Annotated in this window: 19 protein-coding genes and 4 tRNA genes; all 23 read left to right on the top strand. The window is 44.9% G+C overall.

Translation table 11 applies throughout. From position 1 onward, the window contains the following. Positions 1-319 precede the first annotated feature (319 nt). Positions 320-1,795 (top strand): amidophosphoribosyltransferase, encoded by a 1,476-nt coding sequence (gene purF / locus DOE51_RS15105; RefSeq protein ID WP_142697373.1) that lies wholly within the window; start codon positions 320-322, stop codon positions 1,793-1,795. Then, on the top strand, positions 1,792-2,496 hold the full coding sequence (locus DOE51_RS15100; RefSeq protein ID WP_142697372.1) for an AIR carboxylase family protein: 705 nt from the start codon (positions 1,792-1,794) through the stop codon (positions 2,494-2,496). The genes purF and DOE51_RS15100 overlap by 4 nt, the downstream gene beginning before the upstream one ends. Further along, positions 2,496-3,518, top strand: coding sequence for a phosphoribosylaminoimidazolesuccinocarboxamide synthase (locus tag DOE51_RS15095; RefSeq protein WP_142697371.1), 1,023 nt, complete (start codon positions 2,496-2,498; stop codon positions 3,516-3,518). The genes DOE51_RS15100 and DOE51_RS15095 overlap by 1 nt, the downstream gene beginning before the upstream one ends. Then, entirely contained in the window at positions 3,500-4,738 is a 1,239-nt protein-coding gene (gene purD / locus DOE51_RS15090; protein WP_142697370.1) for a phosphoribosylamine--glycine ligase, read from the top strand. Before DOE51_RS15095 ends, purD begins: the two co-directional genes overlap by 19 nt. Then, on the top strand, positions 4,735-5,352 hold the full coding sequence (gene purN / locus DOE51_RS15085; RefSeq protein WP_142697369.1) for a phosphoribosylglycinamide formyltransferase: 618 nt from the start codon (positions 4,735-4,737) through the stop codon (positions 5,350-5,352). Before purD ends, purN begins: the two co-directional genes overlap by 4 nt. Further along, a complete protein-coding gene (locus DOE51_RS15080; protein WP_142697368.1) occupies positions 5,346-8,408 on the top strand; it encodes an AIR synthase-related protein in 3,063 nt (1,020 codons plus the stop codon). The genes purN and DOE51_RS15080 overlap by 7 nt, the downstream gene beginning before the upstream one ends. After that, positions 8,392-9,129, top strand: a complete 738-nt coding sequence (locus DOE51_RS15075; RefSeq protein WP_142697367.1) for a phosphoribosylformylglycinamidine synthase subunit PurQ — start codon at positions 8,392-8,394, stop codon at positions 9,127-9,129. Before DOE51_RS15080 ends, DOE51_RS15075 begins: the two co-directional genes overlap by 17 nt. Beyond that, positions 9,126-10,646, top strand: a complete 1,521-nt coding sequence (gene purH / locus DOE51_RS15070; protein WP_142697366.1) for a bifunctional phosphoribosylaminoimidazolecarboxamide formyltransferase/IMP cyclohydrolase — start codon at positions 9,126-9,128, stop codon at positions 10,644-10,646. Before DOE51_RS15075 ends, purH begins: the two co-directional genes overlap by 4 nt. A gap of 12 nt (positions 10,647-10,658) precedes the next feature. Then, positions 10,659-11,654, top strand: coding sequence for a phosphoribosylformylglycinamidine cyclo-ligase (gene purM, locus DOE51_RS15065; RefSeq protein WP_142697365.1), 996 nt, complete (start codon positions 10,659-10,661; stop codon positions 11,652-11,654). Between the two features lie 36 nt (positions 11,655-11,690). Next, positions 11,691-12,410, top strand: a complete 720-nt coding sequence (gene pyrF / locus DOE51_RS15060) for an orotidine-5'-phosphate decarboxylase (protein WP_168196468.1) — start codon at positions 11,691-11,693, stop codon at positions 12,408-12,410. Further along, positions 12,397-13,272: an RNA methyltransferase gene (locus tag DOE51_RS15055; protein WP_142697364.1), complete on the top strand. Its 876-nt coding sequence runs from the start codon at positions 12,397-12,399 to the stop codon at positions 13,270-13,272. Before pyrF ends, DOE51_RS15055 begins: the two co-directional genes overlap by 14 nt. Positions 13,273-13,328: 56 nt before the next feature. Further along, a tRNA-Thr gene (locus tag DOE51_RS15050) sits at positions 13,329-13,404 on the top strand. A 32-nt stretch (positions 13,405-13,436) separates the two neighbouring features. Next, positions 13,437-13,522 (top strand) — tRNA-Tyr (locus DOE51_RS15045). Positions 13,523-13,573: 51 nt separating this feature from the next. Next, a tRNA-Gly gene (locus DOE51_RS15040) sits at positions 13,574-13,650 on the top strand. Positions 13,651-13,739: 89 nt separating this feature from the next. Continuing rightward, entirely contained in the window at positions 13,740-14,930 is a 1,191-nt protein-coding gene (tuf, locus tag DOE51_RS15035) for an elongation factor Tu (protein ID WP_142697363.1), read from the top strand. A gap of 156 nt (positions 14,931-15,086) precedes the next feature. Further along, positions 15,087-15,162 (top strand) — tRNA-Trp (locus DOE51_RS15030). Between the two features lie 53 nt (positions 15,163-15,215). After that, positions 15,216-15,593 (top strand): preprotein translocase subunit SecE, encoded by a 378-nt coding sequence (secE, locus tag DOE51_RS15025; RefSeq protein ID WP_142697362.1) that lies wholly within the window; start codon positions 15,216-15,218, stop codon positions 15,591-15,593. 10 nt (positions 15,594-15,603) lie between these two features. After that, positions 15,604-16,137 carry a transcription termination/antitermination protein NusG gene (gene nusG, locus DOE51_RS15020; protein WP_142697361.1) on the top strand — a complete coding sequence of 178 codons (534 nt, stop codon included), beginning with the start codon at positions 15,604-15,606 and terminating at the stop codon, positions 16,135-16,137. Positions 16,138-16,201: 64 nt separating this feature from the next. Next, positions 16,202-16,627: a 50S ribosomal protein L11 gene (gene rplK / locus DOE51_RS15015; RefSeq protein ID WP_142697360.1), complete on the top strand. Its 426-nt coding sequence runs from the start codon at positions 16,202-16,204 to the stop codon at positions 16,625-16,627. A gap of 12 nt (positions 16,628-16,639) precedes the next feature. Continuing rightward, positions 16,640-17,350, top strand: a complete 711-nt coding sequence (gene rplA / locus DOE51_RS15010) for a 50S ribosomal protein L1 (RefSeq protein ID WP_142697359.1) — start codon at positions 16,640-16,642, stop codon at positions 17,348-17,350. A gap of 292 nt (positions 17,351-17,642) precedes the next feature. After that, positions 17,643-18,170 (top strand): 50S ribosomal protein L10, encoded by a 528-nt coding sequence (gene rplJ, locus DOE51_RS15005; RefSeq protein WP_142697358.1) that lies wholly within the window; start codon positions 17,643-17,645, stop codon positions 18,168-18,170. A gap of 81 nt (positions 18,171-18,251) precedes the next feature. Beyond that, positions 18,252-18,620, top strand: a complete 369-nt coding sequence (gene rplL, locus DOE51_RS15000) for a 50S ribosomal protein L7/L12 (protein WP_142697357.1) — start codon at positions 18,252-18,254, stop codon at positions 18,618-18,620. 915 nt (positions 18,621-19,535) lie between these two features. After that, complete coding sequence (gene rpoB, locus DOE51_RS14995; RefSeq protein ID WP_246845109.1) at positions 19,536-23,741, top strand: DNA-directed RNA polymerase subunit beta; 4,206 nt, start codon at positions 19,536-19,538, stop codon at positions 23,739-23,741. The last annotated feature ends 20 nt before the right edge of the window (positions 23,742-23,761 follow it).

Here is a 23,761-nt window from a genome sequence, read left to right as displayed (position 1 = left end):
TTTGTGTTAGGGCCGTTGACGAAACTTTATCACAATCGATAGCGTATAGCGCATTCCAAGGAAATTTGATGATGGGTAGACCGCAAGGAACTTATAAGTTCTACAAGTCGAAGAAGCCTTCCGGCAGAAGTCGTGGAGGACCTCCGGGAGAAGAGAATTCCCGTGACGGAGCCCTGCGTGTAACCAGCAGTGTGCTTTCCCACCACTCGTGTCTCCAAAAATCCGTATCTGTATCTGTAAATTCAATCTCTAAAATTAAATATCAATTCAATGAAGGCGTCCAAAAGACGCCTTTTTTATTTTCTAAAGGGGTCTAGAAATGTGTGGAGTTGTCGGACTGATCGGAGAAGACAAAGCTGGCGAGAAACTATACCCCGCTCTGTTCGCGCTTCAACACCGTGGTCAAGACGCCGCAGGCATTTTGAGTTTTGATTTTACAAAAGGCGAATTTCAGCTCGAAAAAGATTTAGGCTTGGTTTCACAAGTCTTCCCCTTAGATCGTTTGGGCCGTTTAAAAGGCAGCATGGCGTTGGGACACACGCGCTATTCAACGATCGGCACCGTCGAAAAGGAAGACCTTCAACCCCTGGTATTGAGTTATCCAAATGGCTTGGGCATGGTTCACAACGGCAACGTCACTAATTATTCAGAAATAGTTGAATACGTTCGCCGTCGTCGCAGCCGCTGGACTTTCACGCGCAACGATTTAGAGATTCTACTGCATATGATGTCGATCGGTGTTTCCGATCAGTTAGAAAAAGGTTTGGAATTAAACGCCGAAGTCCTTGCGAAAGCGGCACGCCAAGTGGTTGAGCAAGTCAAAGGTGCTTATAGCATTGTCGGCATGATGGCGGATCAAGGGATGTTCGCTTTCTGTGATTCTCAAGGCATCAGACCCTTACTGATCGGTCGACAATATAAAGACGGAAAATATTCGTACTGTTTTGCCTCTGAAAAGCAGGTCTTCTTTGGCTTAGGCTACGATTATTGGCGAGACGTCCGCCCTGGTGAATTCGTCTTTGTCGATCGTGATCAAAATATTCACTCTTATTCATTAGCAGAAAAAACTGCTCGTCCTTGTATGTTTGAATGGATTTATTTCGCAGGGGCTGAAACAGAATGGCACGGTCGTCCGGTCTATGAAGTGCGTTTGCGCTTAGGTGAAATCTTAGCGGCAGAGGCGATTAAAAAGATGCACAAAGATAAAATTCAAATTGATGTGGTTGCACCGGTTCCAGATACATCACGTGCAGCCGCTTTACGATTGGCTGAAGTTTTAGAAAAGCCTTACCGCGAAGTTCTTATTAAAAACCGTTATGTGCAAAGAAGTTTCATCGTTAATGAGCCTGAAGTTCGTAAAGCGATGGTGAACCTAAAACTTTTGCCGGTTGAAAGCGAAATTCGCGGCAAAAATATTTTACTAGTAGATGACAGCATTGTGCGCGGAACAACCTCTGCGCGTATCATTCAATTATTGCGCGAATCGGGTGCTGCGAAAGTTTATTTGGCTAGCACGTGTCCACCGATTCGCCATCCCTGTTTTTATGGCATTGATTTTCCAGAAGGAGAATCGCTTGTTGCCTATCAAAAAACTGAAGACCAAGTCGCGCACTTATTGGGTGTCGATGCCTTGATCTATTTACCTTTAGAAAGATTAAAAGAAGCAATTGGTTTGCAAACGCTTTGCACGGCTTGCCTGGACGGAGACTATCCAGTGCCAGTCGCAAAAGAAGCATTTTTAGACGTCAGAAACCGCAACATTGGTGGCGGTGGAAAGAATGAGGTGAACGTATGAAGATTCAAGTTATTTTCGGCAGTCAAAGTGATGAGCGTGTTTATGGTCCTCTTTGTCGCTCTTTAGAAAGTCTTGGCGAAGTGAAGATGGAGGTCGCATCAGCGCATCGAAATCCAGAACGTGTACGTGAACTTGTGACGACTTCTGATGCCGATGTTTTTGTGACAGGTGCAGGCCTAGCGGCTCACTTACCGGGTGTCGTGGCATCTTTAACTAAGAAGCCGGTTTTTGGTGTAGCTGTGAATGGTGCGTTTGCTGGTATGGATGCGTTCTTGTCGATTGCACAAATGCCTAAAGATATTCCCGTTGCAGGTGTGATGGAAAATCAGATCGAGCAAATCGGTGCTTATCTAAAACGTGCCAATAAATTCGATAAAGGCACGTTGAAAATTTCATGGAATCCGTATCGCAGCGAAAATGAAGTGCTGGCGCGCACATTACAAGAACTGCGCGAAAAATCAGGCTTGCCGGTTGAGTGGATTGAACCTTCTCACCCTGAATGCCAAGGCGAAATCGTTCTTGCTGGTGAAAAGCCACAGGGGCGTGGACTTTGTCTTTATGTCTGTGAAAAAGAAAAACTGCAAAACCCGGTCATGGCAGCGCAGTTTTTCAGTGAAGCACAAGGCGGTGGCATGTGGGTGGGAGTCAACAACTCTACAAACTTCCTATTACAACTTAAAAAAATGAAGGAGATGAACTAATGACTCCTCTTTATCGTGGTTCGGTCAAGGACATCTACAAGCAAGATGAAAACTTGCTATTTAAGTACAGTAATCGTTATTCCGTCTTTGATTGGGGAGAAATGCCCAATGAAATTCCACAAAAAGGCCAAGCGTTAGCAGCGATGGCAGCACTGTTTTTCGAATATTTGGGCAAGCAAGGAATTCAATCGCATTACCTTAAAAAGGCAGCGAATGATTCCATTTTAGTAAACGAAGTGTCGGTGCTTCGCCCGCATTGGGAAAATGGCGTTTACGATTATTCAATGTACGCGGATGAACCAACAAATTGCTTAGTACCTTTGGAAGTGATTTTCCGTATCCACTTGGGCAAAGGCAATTCATTGGAATCGCGCTTGAAAAAGAATCCAGCCTATTTGTCAGAGCTGGGCTTAAGCGCCATTCCCGATTCAACCCAAAGCTTTATGCCTCCATTAGTTGAATGCTCTACAAAACTTGAAAGCACGGATCGCTATTTAACTCGTAAAGAAATTGCGGCGATGGAAGTCATCCGCGCTGAAGAGCTTCAAGACGTGTATGCGAAAACTCATCAAGTGGCAGAGCACTTACAAAATCTTTTTGCTTCCTTCGGCGTGAAGTTGTGGGACGGGAAATTCGAATACGCCTTTGGTAAAGACCAGAATGGCAAGCGCGAAATCTTCTTGGTGGATTCAATCGGTCCCGATGAATTGCGTCTGACGTATGAAGGAGCACCACTTTCAAAAGAGTTCCTTCGCCAGGTTTACGCTGGATCTGCCTGGTATGAAGCTGTTTCTAAAGCCAAGGAGCTTGCTAAAGAACGCGGTACAAATAATTGGAAAGAAATCTGCATCAATGAATTGCAACAAACTCCACAAGCGCTAACGGAAAGACAAATTTCTGTCGCTTCATTGCTTTACAAAGCATTGGCTAACGAAGTTGCGCGCGCGACTTCACAAGCATTGCCTTTTGAACAAGAGGCAAATCTTAAACACTGGAGAAAAGAATGCGAGTCCTTGTTATAGGCAAAGGCGGGCGCGAACACGCGCTTGCGCAGAAAATTTCTGAATCACGCCAGCTTGAAAAGATTTGGGTGGCGCCAGGCAATCCCGGAATGCAGCAGTCGGGATTTGAATGTGTTGCTGTTGAAAAGACCTTCGATGTTTTGTCTTTCTGTAAAAGTGAACTTGTCGATCTTGTTGTGCTTGGGCCAGAAGGAGCCATCCTTTCGGATTTAAAACAGACTTTGGAAAATGCGGGCATTTCGTGTTTGGCTCCGATTCCAGAGGCTGCCCAACTTGAATCATCTAAAGTTTTTTGCAAAAAGATTTTGTCTTCTGCGCAAGTGAAGACCGCCGCATTTGAAATCGCAAAAGATCTTGAGTCAGCGCAGAGTTTGATTGTGAAACATAATTTCTCTAAGCCCTTGGTTATTAAAGCCGACGGTCTGGCTCAAGGAAAAGGTGTCGCAGTTTGTGAAAGTGCGGAACGGGCTTTCCCGGAAGCACAGAGTTTGTCATCGGCTTATGGCTTTCCATTACTTTTTGAAGAATGCCTTATCGGCAAAGAACTTTCTGCATTTGCATTGTGTGACGGAGAAGACTTCGTGATGTTAGGCACGGCTTGCGATTACAAGCGCATCACGGCAAATCCTTTTAGCGCCAATACCGGCGGCATGGGTGCCTACAGCCCTTGCGATTTTATATCTGAAGCAGATGAAAAAGAGATTTCAGAAATCTTTCGTAAGACGTTGAAAGCGTTGAAGCGTAACGACACTCCATTCGTAGGATTTTTATTTGCGGGTCTAATGCTGACGGCAGAAGGACTTTACGTTTTGGAATATAACGTGCGCATGGGCGATCCTGAAACACAAGCGCTCTTACCACGAATTGAAAGCGATTTCTTGGATCTGGCTGTGAAGGCAGTTCAGGGGCGCTTGAAAAACCAAAAAGTTGAGTTCCTGCCACAAGAATCGGTTCATGTTGTCGCGGTCAGCGGTGGTTATCCGCAATCAGAAATGCAATTAGGCCACCCCATTAAGGTCCCAGAAGAAATGTTGGAAAACGCGCAAATCTATTTCGCGGGTGTTGCTAAGAAAAACGAATCGCTTATTAATAGCGGCGGTCGTGTTCTGGGTATCACCGCTTTAGCTGACAATCGCGCACAAGCCCGTGAAGTCGCCTACCAAATGATTCGTAAAGTAGAATTCTCAGGTCGCTATTTCAGAGAGGACATTGCCCTGTGAAATATCCACGCATCGCAGTTTTCGCTTCAGGAACCGGTTCAAATGCAGAGTCCCTTATGAAAAAGATGAAGGACTTAGGCTGCGAAATCGAATTTGTGTTCTCTGATAAAAGGGACGTCGGAGTCTTAGAAAAAGCGCTGCGTTTGGGAGTTAAAACTTACCTCGTGGAAAAGACTTCTGATCGCGCAACCCACGAAGAGGAAGTTCTAAAACTGGTTCACAGACATCGCATCGATTGGATCTTTCTGGCGGGCTATATGCGTCTGATCTCGGCCTCGTTTTTACAAACACTGCAGTCGCATCATCAGGGGGCTACGCAAATCGTGAATATTCATCCTTCACTATTGCCGGCTTATCCGGGATCACAAGCGATGGAGCGTGCCTTCGCTGATCAAGTGCCTCATTCAGGTATCACTGTGCATTTCGTTGATGAAGGCATGGATACAGGAAAGATCATCATGCAAGAGCAAGTGGCACTTCAAAAGTTTGAAAGCTTTTCTGACTTTAAAATGAAAATGCATTCTGTAGAGCATCGCCTTTACGGGCAATTCCTAGAAAACGTTGTTACTGGAAAAATCCCGACTTTATCTTATAAGGAGACTGTCGAGTGTTAAGCCAAAGAGTTCTCGTTCGTAGTCACATCGATACCAGTGCCGAAGATAATCTTCGTAAAGCATTTGCTGAACACGCTGACATTCAAGAACTTCGTTTATCACGAGTGTTCTGGTTGCTGGAAAAAACTCCGCAGGCCTTTCAAACGCACACGGTCCATAAATACTTGAACCGCGTTTTTTGTGATCCGATCAGTGAAGACCTCGTCGAAGGCTTTCCTAGGTTTCAAGATGACCGCATTTATGCCGAGGTTCGCTTTCTGTCGGGGGTTACAGATAACTGGGCCCGTTCTGCGACTGAAGCATTGATGCTCGTATCAGAAGAATTGTCGTCGTCAAAAGTTTCCGCACTTCCATGGCAAAACTTTGACATCGAAGTGCATAGCGGATGGCAGATCGAATTGCGTGGTGATCTGTCGCAAGAGCAAATTCACAAAACTCTTTTTAAAACGTTAGCGAATCCTTTATTAAACAAGGTCGAAGTTCATACTGGAACAGAACTTGCGAAACAAAATCACTTCGCAGGTTTTCACAGCTATTGGGCTTTACCACAACAGCAAGCGCCAGATTTAAAATTATTCTCTCTTGAATTTGCGATTTTAGAAAAATTAAATACCGAAAAAGGTTTGGCACTCAGCCATCAAGAAATTGACACCATCATTCGTCATTTCTCTACACCAGAACAGACAGCGCAACGTGCAGCCTTGGGTTGGAGTGGAAAAATCACCGAAGTGGAGCTTGAGTGCTTGGCGCAAACATGGAGTGAGCACTGTAAACATAAAATTTTCGCGGCCGAGGTGGAATACTCTGAAGAAGCTGGCGATTTTCCGCAATTAGGTACGAAGAAAATCACAAGTCTTTATAAGTCATATATTCAGGCGGCAACAAAGTCGCTACAAGACTGCGGATATTTGGTTTCTGTTTTTAAAGACAATGCAGGCATTGTTGATTTTGATGAAAACATCAATGTCTGTGTAAAAGTTGAAACTCACAACAGTCCATCAGCCCTTGACCCCTTCGGGGGAGCCATCACTGGCATTCTTGGTGTGAATCGCGACATCCTGGGTTGTGGATTGGGTGCAAAACCGGTCGCAAATATGGATGTCTTTTGTTTGTCGCAAAAAGATCTTTTCCCAAAGACTGATGACGGCAAACGCCCTGAACTTTTAAAAGACCCAAGCTTCATCTTCCGCGGTGTCCATCAAGGAGTCGAAGAGGGTGGCAATCAAAGTGGTATTCCAACAATCAACGGCGCTTTCCAATTTGCTAGCGAATTCGCAGCCAAGCCGTTGATTTTTGTTGGTTCAGTCGGAGTGATGCCTAAAAAAGTACAGGGGCAAAACAGTGAGCTAAAAACCATCGATGCAGGGGACTTGATTGTTGTAGCCGGTGGGCGTTTAGGAAAAGACGGCGTGCATGGAGCAACATTTAGCTCTTTAGAACTTAACGATCATATTGCTTCAAACGTTGTGCAAATCGGTGACAGCATCACGCAAAAACGTTTGTTGGATTTTACAATGATCGCTCGCGATAAGGGGCTTATTAAAGCCATCACCGACAATGGCGCTGGCGGAATCAGTTCTTCCATCGGCGAAATGGCGCAAATGTCAGGCGGCGCGCGCATGGACTTGGCAAAACATCCTGTGAAGTACCAGGGCTTAGAATTTTGGGAAATGCTAGTCAGCGAATCGCAAGAACGCATGTCCTTCGCAGTTATTCCCCAGAATCTACAAGCTTTCATGGCATTGGCTCAACACATGGGTGTGGAAGCGACTTGCCTAGGTGAATTTAACTCCTCGGGCAAATTTGAAATTCACCACAATGAACAACCATTGGCATTGTTAGATCTGCACTTCTTGCATGAAGGTCTTGAGCGCATGAAATTAAAAGCGCATTTTGCCGGACCTAAAGCGTATCAAGAATATCATCGCGAACATGCAAAAAAAGAGATGGCTCCTACTTCCGCGAATATCGCAGAAGTTTTGAAAACAGTTTTAAGCTCTCCGAACGTGGCTTCACGCGAACCTTTGGTGCGTTATTACGATCACGAAGTTCAAGCGGCGACGCGTATGAAACCATACGGTGGTAAAACTCAACAAGGCGCTAACAACGCGGGTATTTTAGATTTAGCCATGCACGGAGGCCAGGACAACAACGGTCTGGCCGTTGCGAATGGCCTGTGCCCGCAACTTTCCTATCACGACACTTATTTGATGGCGCAAAAAGCAGTGGATGAAACGATTCGCAATCTTGTTTCAGCGGGAGCGAATCCCGATAAAATCGCACTGGTGGACAACTTCTGCTGGCCAGATCCTACGCCGAAGCAATCAAATCCAGATGCAGAACATAAGATGGCGCAACTTGTTCGTGCCTGTGCGGGGCTTTATGATGCGGCTGTTGCGTATCGCGCACCTCTTGTCAGTGGCAAAGACAGTATGAAGAATGATTTCATTGGTAAAACAAAATCAGGTCATACAGTGAAGATCTCGGTTCCACCAACGTTATTGGTGACCGGAATTGCCCAAGTCCCTGACACACGCCAAGCTGTCACGGGCTTTTTCAAAAATGCCGGCGACAAAATTTATTTGCTTGGAAAAACGACGAAAAGCTTAATTGCTTCGGTCTTCGCACAAGAATTTAAAACGAGCGAGATTGCACCAGAATATCCAGACCTGAAAGCAAACTCTCAACTGTATCGTCAGATCTTTCAAGCAACGCAGCTAAACCTCCTTGAATCATGCCATGACATTTCAGAGGGTGGTCTGATGTCGGCAATAAGTGAAGCGTGCTTCGGAAATGAGCTCGCAGCCGCCGTGAATCTGAACTCTTTCACATGGAACGAGCTGTGGTCCGAGATGGGCTCTTTGTTTGTAGTCTCTGTGAAAGACGAAAACGAACAGTCATTTTTACAGCATTTTGGTTCTGCGGCGACTTCACTCGGCGTGGTGACGGCAGATACTAAATTGAAATGGTCATTCAATAGCGAATCACACGAAGCGGATTTACAGACACTTCGTCAACTTTGGTCAGAAGGAGTTTTAAATGTCTATCACTCCTAATTTTCTTGTTCTTTGGGGCGACGGAATTAACTGTGAAAATGAAACGGCCAAAGCTGTAGAGCTTGCTGGCGGCAAAGCACAGAAAGTTCACATCAATGAACTGACTGCCAATCCCACGATGCTTGAAAACTTTCAGGCCATGGTGATCCCCGGCGGTTTTTCATTCGGAGACCATTTAGGAAGCGGACAAGTTTTATCATTAAAGCTAGAACGCTTCGTGAAAAAAGAACTGCAAGCTTTTGTAAAGAAGTTTCCAGTTCTAGGTATCTGTAACGGCTTTCAAGCTTTGATTCGCTTAGGTCTTTTGCCTGATGCGAACTTTCAAAAAACGTGTTCGCTGATTAAAAACGAACAAGGTCATTTTGAAAATAAGTGGGTGACACTCGAAAGAAATGCGCAAAGCCCTTGTGTGTGGACTCAATATCTGCCGAATGAATTTGTCCTGCCAGCACGTCACGGTGAAGGCCGCTTCATTTGTCAAAGTGAAGAAGTTCTTATGGGCCTTCACAATAATAATCAGGTCGTTCTGCGCTACAAAGAAAACTTTAACGGCGCGGTCGATCGGATCGCTGGCGTTTGTGATCCCTCCGGTTTGGTTTTCGCACTGATGCCTCACCCCGAGGCGGCGGTTTACGACTGGCATCTTCCTTTCGAAGGAACTGCTTACGGGCTCGAATTTTTTAAATCTGCTGTGAAATATTTGAAAGGACAACACTCATGACGATTAAAAGAGCTCTTTTAAGTGTCTCTGACAAAACGGGTCTGATTGAACTCGCCCACGCATTGACCAAACATCACGTTGAATTGATTGCTAGCGGAGGAACTGCAAAATCTCTGGAGCAAGCGGGTTTTACAGTGACTCCGGTTGAAAAAGTCAGCGGTAATCCCGAAGCATTTCAAGGACGCATGAAAACCTTAAGCTTTGAAATCTCTTCAGCACTTCTGTTCCGACGTGACGACAGCAATGATTTGCAGACTGCGAAAGATCTTAATATCGAAGCGATTGATCTTGTCGTGGTAAATCTTTATCCCTTCCACGAGACCTTAAAAAAACAAGCTCCGTTTGCAGAGTGTGTTGAAAACATTGATATCGGTGGTCCGACAATGCTTCGTGCAGCGGCAAAAAACCACGCTGCCGTGACAGTTCTTTCGAGTCCCGAGCAATATGGCGCTTTCATGAAAGAATTTAACGAAAACAACGGTGCGACGACTTTGCCGTTCCGCCAAATGTGTGCAGCCAAAGTTTTCACAATGACAGCATTCTATGACATGGCGATTGCCGGTTATTTGACGCAAGCAAGTGGTAAGCAATTAAGATACGGAGAAAATCCACATCAAAGCGCCGTCTTATTGCAAGACCCTTTCACTGAAGGCTTAGCACACAAGGAATCTCTGCAAGGCAAAGAAATGTCTTACAATAACTTCCTGGATGCTGACTTTGCGGCACAAGCATTGAAAGATATGTGGGCGTGGCAAGGGGATTACACTCATCCATCGGTTGTCGTTGTAAAACATAATACACCTTGTGGAATGGCGATCGCTGAAACTCCACTGCGTGCGTTGCAAATGGCATGGAAGGGCGACGAAAAAAGCTCTTTTGGAGGAGTTCTCGCCCTGAGTTTCCCAGTCACTGAGGAAATCGCGGTCTTCTTCCAGGATAAATTCGTTGAAGTGATTCAAGCACCTGGTTTTTCTCCCGCAGCCCAGATGATGCTTAAGAAAAATTGCCGTTTGGTTGAATTAGATCTTAAGAAAGAAAACGCATGGCAAATTCGCAGCCTGGAAGGCGGCGCTTTACTGCAGCAAAAAGATACGTTCTCGACGGCAGATTTTAAAACGGTGACGCACACATCATTCCCGCAGGAAAAACAAAAGCTCGCAGCATTTGCGTTCTTGTGTGTGAAAAACTTAAAGAGCAACGCCATTGCCGTCTGCGCACAGAATGGCAGCGAGTTTGAAATGGTCACACTAGGATCTGGTCAAACAAATCGTGTCGATTGCATTGAAAAACTGGTGATCCCGCGTTTGCAAGATAAGGGCATTAAAGATGCCTCCCAAATGGTGCTGGCATCCGATGCATTCTTTCCCTTCGCAGACTCGATCGAAATCGCAGCGAAAGTCGGTGTGAAATACATCGTGCAACCAGGTGGCTCGATCAAAGATCAAGAAGTGATTGCAGAAGCAGACAAACAAGGTATCGCGATGATGTTTACAGGTCGTCGTCATTTCTTACACTAAAGGACGAAATATATGTCTGAAGTTATTGATTACGCAAAAGCGGGTGTCGATATCGTGAAAGCGGATGCTTTCGTTGAAAAAATCAAAATGCTTGTGCCATCGACACATAACCAAAATGTAGTGCAGGGGATTGGTGGCTTCGCGGCCCTCTATAAGCTTGCTGAAGATCGTATGCTGGCCTCGTGCACGGATGGCGTGGGAACGAAACTGAAACTCGCGCAAGAGATGAATCAACACTACGGTGTCGGTATCGATTTGGTTGCGATGTGTGTGAACGACCTTTTGTGTGTGGGCGCAAAACCATTATTTTTCCTGGATTATATGGCCTTCGGAAAACTGAATACGCAAGTCAGCGAAGAACTCATCGCGGGTATGGTGGATGGCTGCAAACAATCGGGCATGGCCTTGATCGGCGGTGAAACGGCAGAGATGCCAGGCATGTACCAACAAGATGAATACGATCTTGCAGGTTTCAGCGTTGGCGATCTGAACCCTCAGGACATGTACAAAGAAGAAAATATGCAAGAAGGCGATGTTCTATTGGGGATCGCATCGAGCGGGTTTCATTCAAACGGATATTCGCTTGTTCGAAAGCTTGTTAAGGAAGGTGAATTAGCTATTAAAAAAGATCTTCTTACGCCAACCAGGATCTACGTAAATCTAGTGAAGTCACTCAAGGAAAGTTTTCCGCAGGCGATTTTAGCAATGGCGCATATCACGGGTGGAGGAATTCACAATATCCCGCGCATAAGTGAAAAATTCGATTATCAAATCAATGCATGGCCAAAGCTGTCAGAACTTCCCGAAGTTTTCCGTGTTATTGCCGATCGCGCGAGTCTTCCGCAAGAAGAGTTGTATCGCACCTTTAATATGGGTGTGGGTTTGGTATTACTGGTGAAGAAAAATCAGGCAGAAAACATGCAGCGCGCCCTGCAAAATATCGGGGAAAAATGTTGGAGATTGGGACACATCGAAAAAGGCCACGGTGAAATTCACTTCAACTCTTAAGTGACGTAAGATAGGATTGCCGGGAAGGAGTTTTCTATGAATAGAAACGTGAAAGCCCGCCCGATGAACAATCCTATCATTCTTGCCCTTGACGTTGATACGAAAGAGCAAGCACTTCAAATCGCGGATCAGCTTTCAGATATCGTAGGGGGCTTTAAACTCGGGCCCCGTTTGTGTCTACGCTACGGCATGGAGTTCGTGAAAGAGATCGCGCAACGTGGTCCCATCTTCCTCGACAATAAACACTTCGATATTCCTTCGACAATGGAAGCCGCAGTCAGAGCAAGCTTTGATGCGGGCGCCTCTCTGGTAACAGTTCATGCGCTAAGCGGTTCAGAAGCCTTGAAAAAAATGGCGGAAGTTGAAAAAGAGCTGAATCAAATTCGCCCTTTTAAAATCCTTGCCGTGACGATTCTAACTTCGTGGGATCAAAACTCTTTGCCGAGCAATTTGAAACCGCAGCCGATCGCTCAGCATGTGAGTGATCTTGCAACTTTGGTTCAAGAATCGGGGCTTTCAAGCATCGTTTGTTCGCCTCACGAGTTAGACCTTTTACAAAATCGCGGCCTCTACCTTGTCACGCCGGGAATTCGCAATAATATGCACGCTTCTGGCGATCAAAAACGTATCATGGGTCCTAAAGAGGCTTTAAACCTAGGTGCTTCTGCTTTAGTGATCGGTCGCCCGATTTTAGAGGCAAAAAATATAAAAGAAGCAGCAACAGAATTCGTAATGGCAGTATATGAAGAGAAATAATTCCCGTCCTCCACAAAAAAACTCTCGTCCACAACAAGGTGGTCGTCCCCAGCAGGGCGGTCGCCCTCAGCAGCAGCATGCTCCTCGCTCGGAAAATCAAATTCCTCGAGAGTGGCGTATTGTCGTTGGCAATCACGCGATTCGCGAAGCATTGCTTATTCGCCCTAAGAAAGTGAAGGGCATGTGGTTGAAAAATGGCTGGGAAAATTCTGCTGATTTGAAAGAGCTTGAAGCGCTTGCACGCAGACAGGGTGTGAAGATCGATACTCGACAAGAGTCTGTAATTGATAAATTTGGATCGTCTCATCAAGGGGCGGCTGTTTTTGTCGATGGAGCGCCTGAATTTGATGCAAAGAATTTCGCGAAACACGATAAATCAGTAGTGCTCATGTTGGATGGTATCGAAGATCCGCACAACCTGGGTGCGATCGTTCGAACATCATGGTTGACGGGTGCACATGGTGTTTTAATTCCCGAAGACCGCGCGGTGGGTCTAACTCCCACAGTGCATAAAGTTGCGTGTGGCGGTGTTGAACATGTGCCTGTTGAAGCGACAACAAACTTCAGTAAGCATGCGGAAGAATTGAAAAATTTAGGTTATTGGATTTTCGGTTTGAGTCCTCGCGGAACGCGATCAATTTTCGAATTAGACCTTCCTGAAAAGGTTGTTTGGGCAATCGGTGCAGAAGATAAAGGTTTAAGAGTGACAACAGAAAGATTGTGTGATGAATTAGTTTTCATTCCGCAGTCGAGTGCATCGGCGTCTTATAATGCATCGGTAGCCACCGCAATGGCTCTTACCGAAACATTGAGACAGCACGCGCCGCGCGGCAATCGTAAAAAATCACAGTCTGACGAATAATTATCTTTGACGAATGTAGATTTTTTCCAATATAACGTTTCGGTTATCTCAGGTAAGCTGGTTTAGCTCAATTGGTAGAGCAGCTGATTTGTAATCAGCAGGTTGCGGGTTCGAGTCCCATAACCAGCTCCAAATTTCTCTGAGTAAGCATTTAAAAGAAAAATGGGTAGGTGCCCGAGTGGCTAAAGGGGACGGACTGTAAATCCGTTGGCTTACGTCTACGAAGGTTCGAATCCTTCCCTGCCCACCATTTTTTTCTGAATGTTTTCTCTGGGAAATTTGCAACGATGATGTCTGATGGGCGGGAGTAGCTCAATTGGCTAGAGTATCTGCCTTCCAAGCAGAGGGTTGCGGGTTCGAGACCCGTCTCCCGCTCCAATTTAGGGCTCCACTTGTTGCTAGTTTTAGATTTTTTAATTGTTTTTGAGTTTGCTTAAGTAATTAATAGATTCTCTGCAGGAGGAATAATGTCTAAAGAGAAATTTAACCGCTCGAAGCCGCACGTAAATATCGGCACAATCGGTCACGTTGACCATGGTAAAACAACTTTGACTGCTGCTATCACTACTACTCTTGCAGCAGCTGGTAAAGCTCAGGCGATGTCTTACGATCAAATCGATAAGTCTCCTGAAGAGAGAGAACGTGGTATCACTATCTCTACAACTCACGTTGAGTACGAAACTGACAAACGTCACTACGCTCACGTTGACTGCCCAGGCCATGCCGACTACGTAAAAAACATGATCACTGGTGCTGCTCAAATGGACGGCGCTATCCTAGTTGTATCTTCAGCTGACGGTCCTATGCCACAAACTCGTGAGCATATCCTTCTTGCTCGTCAAGTAGGTGTACCTGCTCTAGTTGTTTTCATGAACAAAGTAGACATGGTTGACGATAAAGAACTTCTTGAGCTTGTTGAGCTTGAAGTTCGCGAACTTCTTTCTAAGTACGAATTCCCTGGCGATGAAATCCCAGTAGTAAAAGGTTCTGCTTTGAAAGCTTTGGAAGGTGATACTTCTGAAATCGGTCGCCCAGCTATCATGAAATTGATGGACGCTTGCGACGCTTATATCCCAGAACCAGTTCGTGCAACTGACAAAACTTTCTTGATGCCAGTAGAGGACGTATTCTCTATCTCTGGTCGTGGTACAGTTGTTACTGGCCGTGTAGAGCGTGGTATCGTTAAAGTTGGTGACGAGATCGAAATCATCGGTATCCGTCCAACTCAAAAAACTACAGTAACTGGTATCGAGATGTTCCGTAAACTTCTTGATGAAGGTCAAGCTGGCGATAACTGCGGTGTTCTTCTTCGTGGTACTAAAAAAGAAGAAGTTGAACGTGGTCAAGTTTTGGCTAAACCAGGTTCAGTTAAACCTCACAAAAAATTCAAAGCTGAGGCTTACATCCTTACTAAAGAAGAAGGTGGTCGTCATACTCCATTCTTCAATGGTTACCGTCCTCAATTCTACTTCCGTACAACTGACGTAACTGGCGTTTGTACTTTGAAAGCTGGAACTGAAATGGTTATGCCTGGTGACCGTGTTGAATTGGCAGTTGAGTTGATCGCTCCAATCGCTATGGAAAAAGAATTGCGTTTCGCAATCCGCGAAGGTGGCCGTACAGTAGGCGCCGGCGTAGTTGTAGAAATCCTTGAGTAGGATTTTTAACGCAGCATAGGCTAAGTTAAAATCACCCGGGGGACTCCTTGACAAAAGGGTCCCCCTCGGTGTTTCTTGGCAGTCTCCAAAACTATATTTTTGGATGTTGATGAGAAGTGATTCGTACGAGTCGTTTGTCATCAACAAAGATCGTGCAGGGGTGTAGCTCCAGTGGTAGAGCGAACGACTCCAAATCGTTAGGTCGTGGGTTCGAATCCCTCCGCCCCTGCCAATTTGCTTCTCTCTGATTCATTCAGAGTAGGTTTACATCAAGGAATGAGATACATGGAAAAAACGAATGCTAAGGTTTTGACTCTGAGTTTCGCTGCAGCTGGTGCCCTTGTAGGTTTGACCACTTCTCTTCTTATTAAAGCTTTTGCTGGCGCATTCGGCGTTGTTGCAAGAGCAGCAGACTCAGACTTGGTAAGACACGGTCTTCCAGTAGCTTTGGGTTTTGCAGTATTCGCAGCTTTGCAATTCAACCCACGCGTTCGTGCTTGGGGCGACGAAGTTGTAAACGAAATCCGTAAAGTAGTATGGCCTTCACGTAAAGACACAACTGCGATGACTATCGTATGTGTTGTGATGGTTCTTATCTCTAGTGTGATCATCAGCACGTTCGATCTATTCTCGGGCTTCTTTATCAATATTCTAATGAAGTAAGGAACGGACCATGGAAAAAAAATGGTACATCGTTAACGTTCAAACGAGCTGTGAAAACACGGCAAAAAAAGCCATCGAAGAAAAAATCAAAACTTCTAAGATGGAAGAGTTCTTTGGCGAAATCTTGATCCCTGCGGAAAGCGTAGTGGAACTCGTAAAAGGCCAAAAACAGACTAAATCGCGTAAATTTTTCCCGGGTTATATCTTCGTTCAGATGTTTTTGAATGATGAGACTTGGCATTTGGTACGAAATTCGTCTAAGGTGACGGGCTTCGTAGGCGGTACTAAAACTCGTCCTCCGGAAGTTCCAGAGGCGGAAGTTCTTCGTGTAACTCAGCAAATGGCTGGCGTTGCAGAAAAACCAAAACCACGCGTGAAGTTCTCTGTAGGTGAGAATGTGACTGTTGTAGACGGTCCATTCAGCAACTTCCAAGGAACTGTAGAAGAAGTAAACGAGGACAAAGCGAAGCTTAAAGTTCTTGTGAGCATCTTCGGTAGACCAACTCCAGTTGAGTTGGACTACATTCAGGTAGAAAAACAGTAATTTAATCCAAAGCCGCATAGGGCGGACTTAGGAATTTAACTAACACCTCTTGCAGGAGTGGGTCATGGCAAAAAAAGTTACAGGAATGATCAAGCTGCAAATACCGGCAGGGAAAGCTAATCCAGCTCCACCCGTTGGACCGGCACTTGGACAGCACGGGGTAAACATCATGGAATTCTGTAAGCAGTTCAACGCTCGTACACAAGCGTTGGGTGATAGCATCATCCCTATCATCATCACTGTTTATCAGGACAGATCGTTTACTTTCATCACAAAAACACCACCGGTGTCTTCTTTGATCAAAAAGGCGTTGAAACTGGAATCAGGTTCAAAAATGCCTCAAAAAGACAAAGTTGGAAAAATTAAACAAGATCAAATCAAAACTATCGCTACAACGAAGTTGCCTGATTTGAACTGCTTGAAAGTTGAATCAGCAATGTCACAAGTTGCGGGTACAGCTAAGAGCATGGGCATCGAGCTAGCTGACTAGGAGAATTGAAAAATGGCAGGTAAAAAGTTCGCAGCAGCCTCTAAGAAGGTTGATTCTGCAAAAAAATACACTGTTGATGAAGCATTCAAACTAGTTGTTGAGACAGCTCCAGCTAAATTTGATGAATCTATCGACGTAGCATTGCGTTTGGGTATTGACCCTAAGCAATCTGATCAACAAGTACGTGGCGCGATTCCATTGCCTCACGGTCTTGGTAAATCTGTTAAAGTCGTTGTTTTCGCAAAAGGTCCGAAAGAGACTGAAGCGAAAAACGCGGGTGCTGACTTTGTTGGCGCTGACGACCTAGTAGCAAAAATCCAAGGTGGTTGGTTAGATTTCGATAAATGTATCGCGACTCCAGATATGATGGCGACTGTTTCTAAAGTTGCTAAGATCTTGGGACCTCGTGGTTTGATGCCAAATCCAAAAATCGGTACAGTAACTATGAACGTTGCTGAAGCCGTAACTGCCGAGAAAAAAGGTAAGTTGGATTTCCGCGTTGATAAAGCGGGTATCGTACACGCTGGTATCGGTAAGAAATCTATGGGCGATGCTAAACTTCGTGAAAACTTCATGACTCTTTTGAGCGCGATCGTTAAAGCGAAACCAGCATCTTCAAAAGGTATCTACCTTCGTTCTATCGCTGTGGCATCTACTATGGGTCCTGGCGTTAAGATCGAGCCAAATGCGGCAGCAGCTGCAGCTGGCGCGGCTACAACGTAGTCCGTACGAATTTATTTGATTTAAATCTCGGCCGTAGGTAACTATGGCCGAGTAAGTTTTTAAGCGATCAGAGACAGTAGGTTTCTCTCACGAGATTTAATCCTTCGAAAAATCAAATCCACTTAACCGGAGATGAGAAATAGTAGGGCCTGCCGAGATAAGGCTAAAAGGTTTTTCGTAAATGATTGAAGCAATCGCTTCGGTCTTCCAAAAAATGCCTCCAAACCATACCTGACTCGCACAGACTGCTTCTGTTAAAGGAAGTAGAATTCTAACGAAAGGAGGCTCATTTATGATCACTCGCGCAGATAAAGAGCAAGAGATTAAGCTTATCACTGAGAAATTCGGTAAAGCTAAAGGAGCTTTCATCGTTGACTTCAAAGGTATCAAAGTTGAGCAAGTTACAAGACTTCGCAAATCTTTGAATACTGCTGATTCAGAGATGAAAGTAGTACGCAATACTCTTGCAAAAAGAGCGTTCAAAGATCACCCAGCTATTGAAAAAGCATTTTCGACTTCAATGAAGGGTACTAACGCCATCGTATTCTCTTACGGTGAAGTGAACGCGACTGCCAAAGCACTTGCTGATTTTGCTAAGGATGTTGAAATCCTTCAAATCAAAACTGGTGTTATGGATGGTGAAGCTTTGGACGACGCTAAAATTAAATTCTTGGCGACTCTTCCTGGCAAAGACCAACTTCGCGCTATGTTCTTGGGTACGTTGCTTGGTGCTGGATCAGCACTTGCTCGTTGCTTGAACGCATACGCAGAGAAAATGAATGGTGGCGCAGTTGCTACCGAAGAAGCACCACAAGCTTAATGAGCTTGAAGTTCCGGTTGTTCGGAACGTTGTTGCTGAATTGAATTTTTAAATAATTTTTTAAATCCCTGGAGGATTAAAATGTCTCTTACAAACGATCAACTAGTTGACGCATTGTCTGCGAAAACAGTTCTTGAAATCGCTGAACTTGTTAAAATGCTTGAAGAAAAATGGGGCGTTTCTGCTGCTGCTCCTGTAGCTGCTGCTGGCGCGGGTCCTGCTGCTGCTGTTGAAGAAAAAACTGCATTCGACGTTATCTTGGTTGATGCTGGCGCGAACAAAATCAACGTAATCAAAGAAGTACGTGGTTTGACTGGTTTGGGTCTTGCTGAAGCTAAAGCTCTTGTTGAAGCTGGTAACAAAGCAGTTAAAGAAGGCGCTACTAAAGAAGACGCTGAAAAAATCAAAAAAGCTCTTGAAGCTGCAGGCGCGAAAGTTACTGTTAAGTAGTTTTCTCTCTGAGAATGATTTTTTGCCGAAAGCCTCGTGGGAACATGGGGCTTTTTGCTTTTCTGGGGTTGTTGAAATTGCGACGACCGCTTGGGGCTGGTGTCTGTGCTTTGCATTTTCAGACGCGCGCTTCCGGCGCTCGCCGGCCTTGGGTACCGCATCCTGCGGGGCCGGAGGTCTGAAAATGCAAATCCCAGCCCCCATCCCCAAGCTCATTGCTATTGATCCCCAGAATATAAAATGCTGTGTTTTGCGCTTTTTTTGTGAAGTTCATTGTTGGACAGCTACTTTGATGTGCCTGAGTGGTTGGTTTTTTGTTGGCCGTATTTGAGGGTGTTTCTTTTTTGTCACTTGCTTTGGTGGGCTTACGGGATTTTTTCTTAAATTTCTTCGAAATTTTTTGGGAAATATTTTTTGGGCGTTGGGTTTTATTTTTCTAAAAAGTGTTCCAAAAACTTTTTTAAATATTTTTTCTGAGTTCTCCTTTTAAAATTCTTTTTTCTTCTGATTTTTTTGCTGTTATTTGAAATATTAGTGATTACATCGACTTGACGCGCTTTGTTTTGTGCTCATCTTTTTAGGTGGGTGGTCTCTTGATTTCTTTTTTTGTCTTTTTGGGGTCGTTTTCCTTGCCCGTTTTTTTAAATTTTTTTGGATTTTGGTTTCTCTCGGAAGTTGCTTTGGAGGGAGTAGGGGATTGGTGAAGGGATTTCATGGGGATTGTGGTCAAAAGTTTGGCCTTTTTCCTCTGAAAATGAGCTTTGAAAGAAGCACCCCGACAAGGCCCAAAAGTATTATAATCACTTGCTTTCTTCAAAACTTAGAGTAATTTGAGATGCTTGCCTTTTATTTAATGTGGGTCTTGAATACTTCCCCCCGAAGTGAAGTTTCGATTTTCTTATTACGGAGAGTACATTGGAAAAAACTCCAGTTACGGCTTCTAACATTCGAGTTAGAAAGTCTTTCGCGAAAAATAAGCAAGTCATTGATATTCCTAACTTGATTGAATTGCAGAAGTCTTCTTACGAAGCTTTCATTCAAAAAGATATGGATCCAGATCGTCGTGGCGATGCTGGTCTCAATGGCGTTTTCAAATCTGTGTTCCCGATCACAGACTTCAACAACACTGCAAGTCTTGAGTTCGTGAGCTACACACTTGAGCCAGCAAAATACGACGTAGACGAGTGCCGTCAACGTGGTATGACTTTCGCTGCTCCGATCAAAGTAACTCTTCGTTTGATCGTATTTGATGTTGATGAAGAAACAGAAGCACGTTCAATCCGCGACGTGAAAGAACAAGAAGTTTACTTGGGCGAAATCCCATTGATGACTGCGAATGGTTCTTTCATCATCAACGGTACTGAGCGCGTTGTTGTATCTCAGTTGCATCGTTCTCCAGGTGTATTCTTCGACCACGATGGTGGTAAGAACAATGCTTCTGGTAAATTGATTTACTCTGCACGTGTGATTCCTTACCGTGGTTCTTGGTTGGATGCTGAATTCGATCAAAAAGATTTGATCCACGTTCGTATCGATCGCCGTCGTAAATTCCCAGTGACAATCTTGTTGAAAGCATTGGGTTACAACGCAGAACAATTGCTTGAATACTTCTACGACCTTGATGAAGTTTACGTAAAAGGCGGAAAGCTTTACCGTAAGCTTGATATCGAGCGTATGTCAGGTCAAAGAGCATTGACTGATATCCTTGATCCAAAAGGTGGCGAGCCTCTTGTAAAAGCAGGTCGTCGTATCACTCGTGCGATCGTTAAGAAAATTAAAGATCTTAACATCACAGAGCTTGAAGTTGAACCAAACGACCTTGATGGTAAAGTTTTGGCGAAACCACTTATCGACGAATCAACTGGTGAGATCATCGCTGATGCGAATGCTGAGTTGAATTCTGCAATCATCCGCCGTGCTATCGAAGCTGGTATCGATCGTTTCTTCATGATCTTCTTCGACGGTTTGACTGTTGGACCTTACCTTCGCAACACATTGTTGGTTGATAAAGTTTCTAACAAAGACGAATCACTTGTTGAGATCTACAAACGCCTTCGTCCTGGTGAGCCTCCAACTTTGGAAGCTGCTACGACATTCTTCGGTCGTTTGTTCTTCGATCCAGAAACTTACGATTTGTCTGAAGTTGGTCGTATCAAGATCAATCACAGATTCGGCATCTCTATGGAAGAGTGCCCACCTTCACACAGAACACTGACTCATAAAGATATCTTGAGCACTATCAAAACTCTGATCGACTTGAAAAATGGTCGCGGTGTTATCGACGATATCGATCACTTGGGTAACCGTCGTGTTCGTTCAGTAGGTGAGTTGCTTGAAAACCAATACCGCATCGGTTTGGTTCGTATGGAGCGCGCGATTCGTGAACGTATGTCTCTTCAAGATGTTGAGACAATGATGCCTCACGATCTAGTGAACGCTAAACCTGTGAACGCAGTTGTTAAAGAATTCTTCGGTTCTTCTCAATTGTCACAATTCATGGACCAAACAAATCCATTGTCTGAGATCACTCACAAACGTCGTTTGTCAGCTCTTGGCCCTGGTGGTTTGACTCGTGACCGTGCAGGTTTCGAAGTACGTGACGTACATCCTACGCACTACGGTCGTATCTGCCCAATCGAAACTCCAGAGGGTCCAAACATCGGTTTGATCGCCTCTCTTGCGACTTACGCTCGTATCAACAACTACGGTTTCATCGAGACGCCGTATCGTAAAGTTGAGCAAGGTCAAGTTTCGAAAGACATCAACTACTTGTCAGCATTGGAAGAAGCTGGTCACCACATCGCTCCTGCGGCTCGTGACGAAGCTGGAAACAAATCTATCCAAACGGCTACTACTATCACTCGTCGTGATGGTGAGTATGAAATCGTGGATAAAGATAAAGTTGCTTTGATGGACGTTTCTCCATCGCAATTGGTTTCTATCGCTGCTTCATTGATTCCATTCCTAGAGCACGATGACGCCAACCGTGCCTTGATGGGATCGAACATGCAACGTCAAGCGGTTCCATTGTTGCGTTCTCGCGCACCACTTGTTGGTACAGGCGTAGAGCGTTTGGTTGCTCGTGACTCTGGTACATCTGTCGTTGTTCAAAACGATGGTATCGTTGAAGAAGTCGATGCATCTCGTATCGTTATCCGCCGTTTTGCAAAAGGTGGCGAACTTGGTGCGAACGTAGACATCTACAATTTGACTAAGTACCAACGTACGAACCAAAACACATGCTTCAATCAAAAACCAATCGTAACAGTTGGTGATAAAGTATCGAAAGGCGACATCGTTGCCGACGGTCCTTCAACTGAGCTTGGTGAGTTGGCTCTAGGTCAAAACATCCTAGTAGCGTTCACTCCTTGGCAAGGTTACAACTTTGAGGACTCTATCTTGATTTCTGAACGTCTATTGAAAGATGACGTTTACACATCTATCCACATCGAAGAATTCGAGTGCGTAGCGCGTGACACGAAATTGGGTAAAGAAGAGATCACTCGCGATATCGCAAACGTTGGTGAAGAAGCACTTAAAGACCTGGACAGCTCTGGTATCATCCGCATCGGTGCGGAAGTTCGCCCTGGCTTCATCTTGGTTGGTAAAGTAACTCCAAAAGGTGAAACGCAACTTTCTCCTGAAGAAAAACTTTTGAGAGCTATCTTCGGTGAAAAAGCTGGTGACGTACGTGATACATCACTTCGCGCTCCATCTGGCGTTTACGGTACAGTTATCGACGCTCAAGTTTACTCTCGTGAAGGTGCTGACCGTGACGAACGTTTGGCTTCAATCATCGAAGAGAAAAAACGTAAGCTTGAAAAAGACTTGGCTGTTGAGCAAAACGTTATCAAAAATAACGCGATCTCTAAACTTCGCGACATCTTGGTAGGTAAAGTAACTACTGGCGTGTTGTTGAATGAAGACGGTTCTCAAAAGCTATTGAACAAAGGTCAAAACATCACGATCGCGGATATCGAAACAATTCCATTCGAATTGTTGAACTATATCCCTCTTGAACAAGATCTTGAGTTCCAAGTTAATAAAATTATCGACAACGCTCGTAACCAACTTGACGCAGTTAAATTGGTCTTCAATGAGAAGATCGATCGCTTGCGCAAAGGTGACGAATTGCCTCCTGGCGTAATCAAAATGGTTAAAGTTTACGTTGCTATTAAACGTAAAATGCAAGTCGGCGATAAATTCGCGGGCCGCCACGGTAATAAAGGTGTCGTTTCTAAAGTATTGCCACTTGAAGATATGCCATATCTTGCGGACGGTACTCCAGTTGACATGGTTCTAAACCCACTGGGCGTTCCTTCTCGTATGAATATCGGTCAGATCCTTGAGGTGCATTTGGGTTGGGCTGCTCATAACTTGGGTAAACAACTTGGCGAACACTTGCAAAAGTGGAACGCAGAAAATGCTCGTAAGGAAATGAAAGACATCTTCAATGATTCTGATATCAGCGCGAAACTTGATGGCGCAGATGAGGCTTCATTGAAATCAATGGTGACACGTATGAAGAACGGTATCCACGTGGGTACTCCAGTATTCGACGGTGCTCGTGAATCTGACGTGAAGGGCTTGCTTGATAAAGCACAAGTTCCAACGTCTGGTAAGTCGATCCTATTCGACGGCCGTACAGGTGAACCGTTCACGAACCCAGTTACAGTGGGCATCATGTACATGTTGAAACTTCACCATCTAGTGGAAGAGAAGATCCATGCTCGTTCTATCGGACCTTACTCTCTGGTGTCGCAACAACCATTGGGCGGTAAAGCTCAATTCGGTGGTCAGCGTCTAGGGGAGATGGAAGTTTGGGCGATCGAGGCATACGGTGCTGCTTACTCATTGCAAGAGTTCCTAACTGTTAAGTCAGATGACGTAGCAGGTAGAACACGCATGTACGAAAGCATCGTGAAAGGTGAAAACATCCTTGAGCCGGGTCTTCCTGAATCGTTCAACGTATTGGTGAAAGAGCTTCAGTCTCTTGCATTGAACGTTGAGTTGATGGAGTCCGACATCCTTCGTGACCAAGATGAAGATCTTGGTGAAGAAGTGATCGAGGGTGGTGATTTAACTGGTGGTTCGGCTCCAACAGAGCCAGGCCAACACTAATTAATAATTTAACAACAGGG

Origin of the sequence: Bdellovibrio sp. NC01 (genome assembly GCF_006874625.1) — a bacterium.
Taxonomy (GTDB): Bacteria; Bdellovibrionota; Bdellovibrionia; order Bdellovibrionales; family Bdellovibrionaceae; genus Bdellovibrio.
This window is presented reverse-complemented; position numbering and strand designations above follow the sequence as displayed.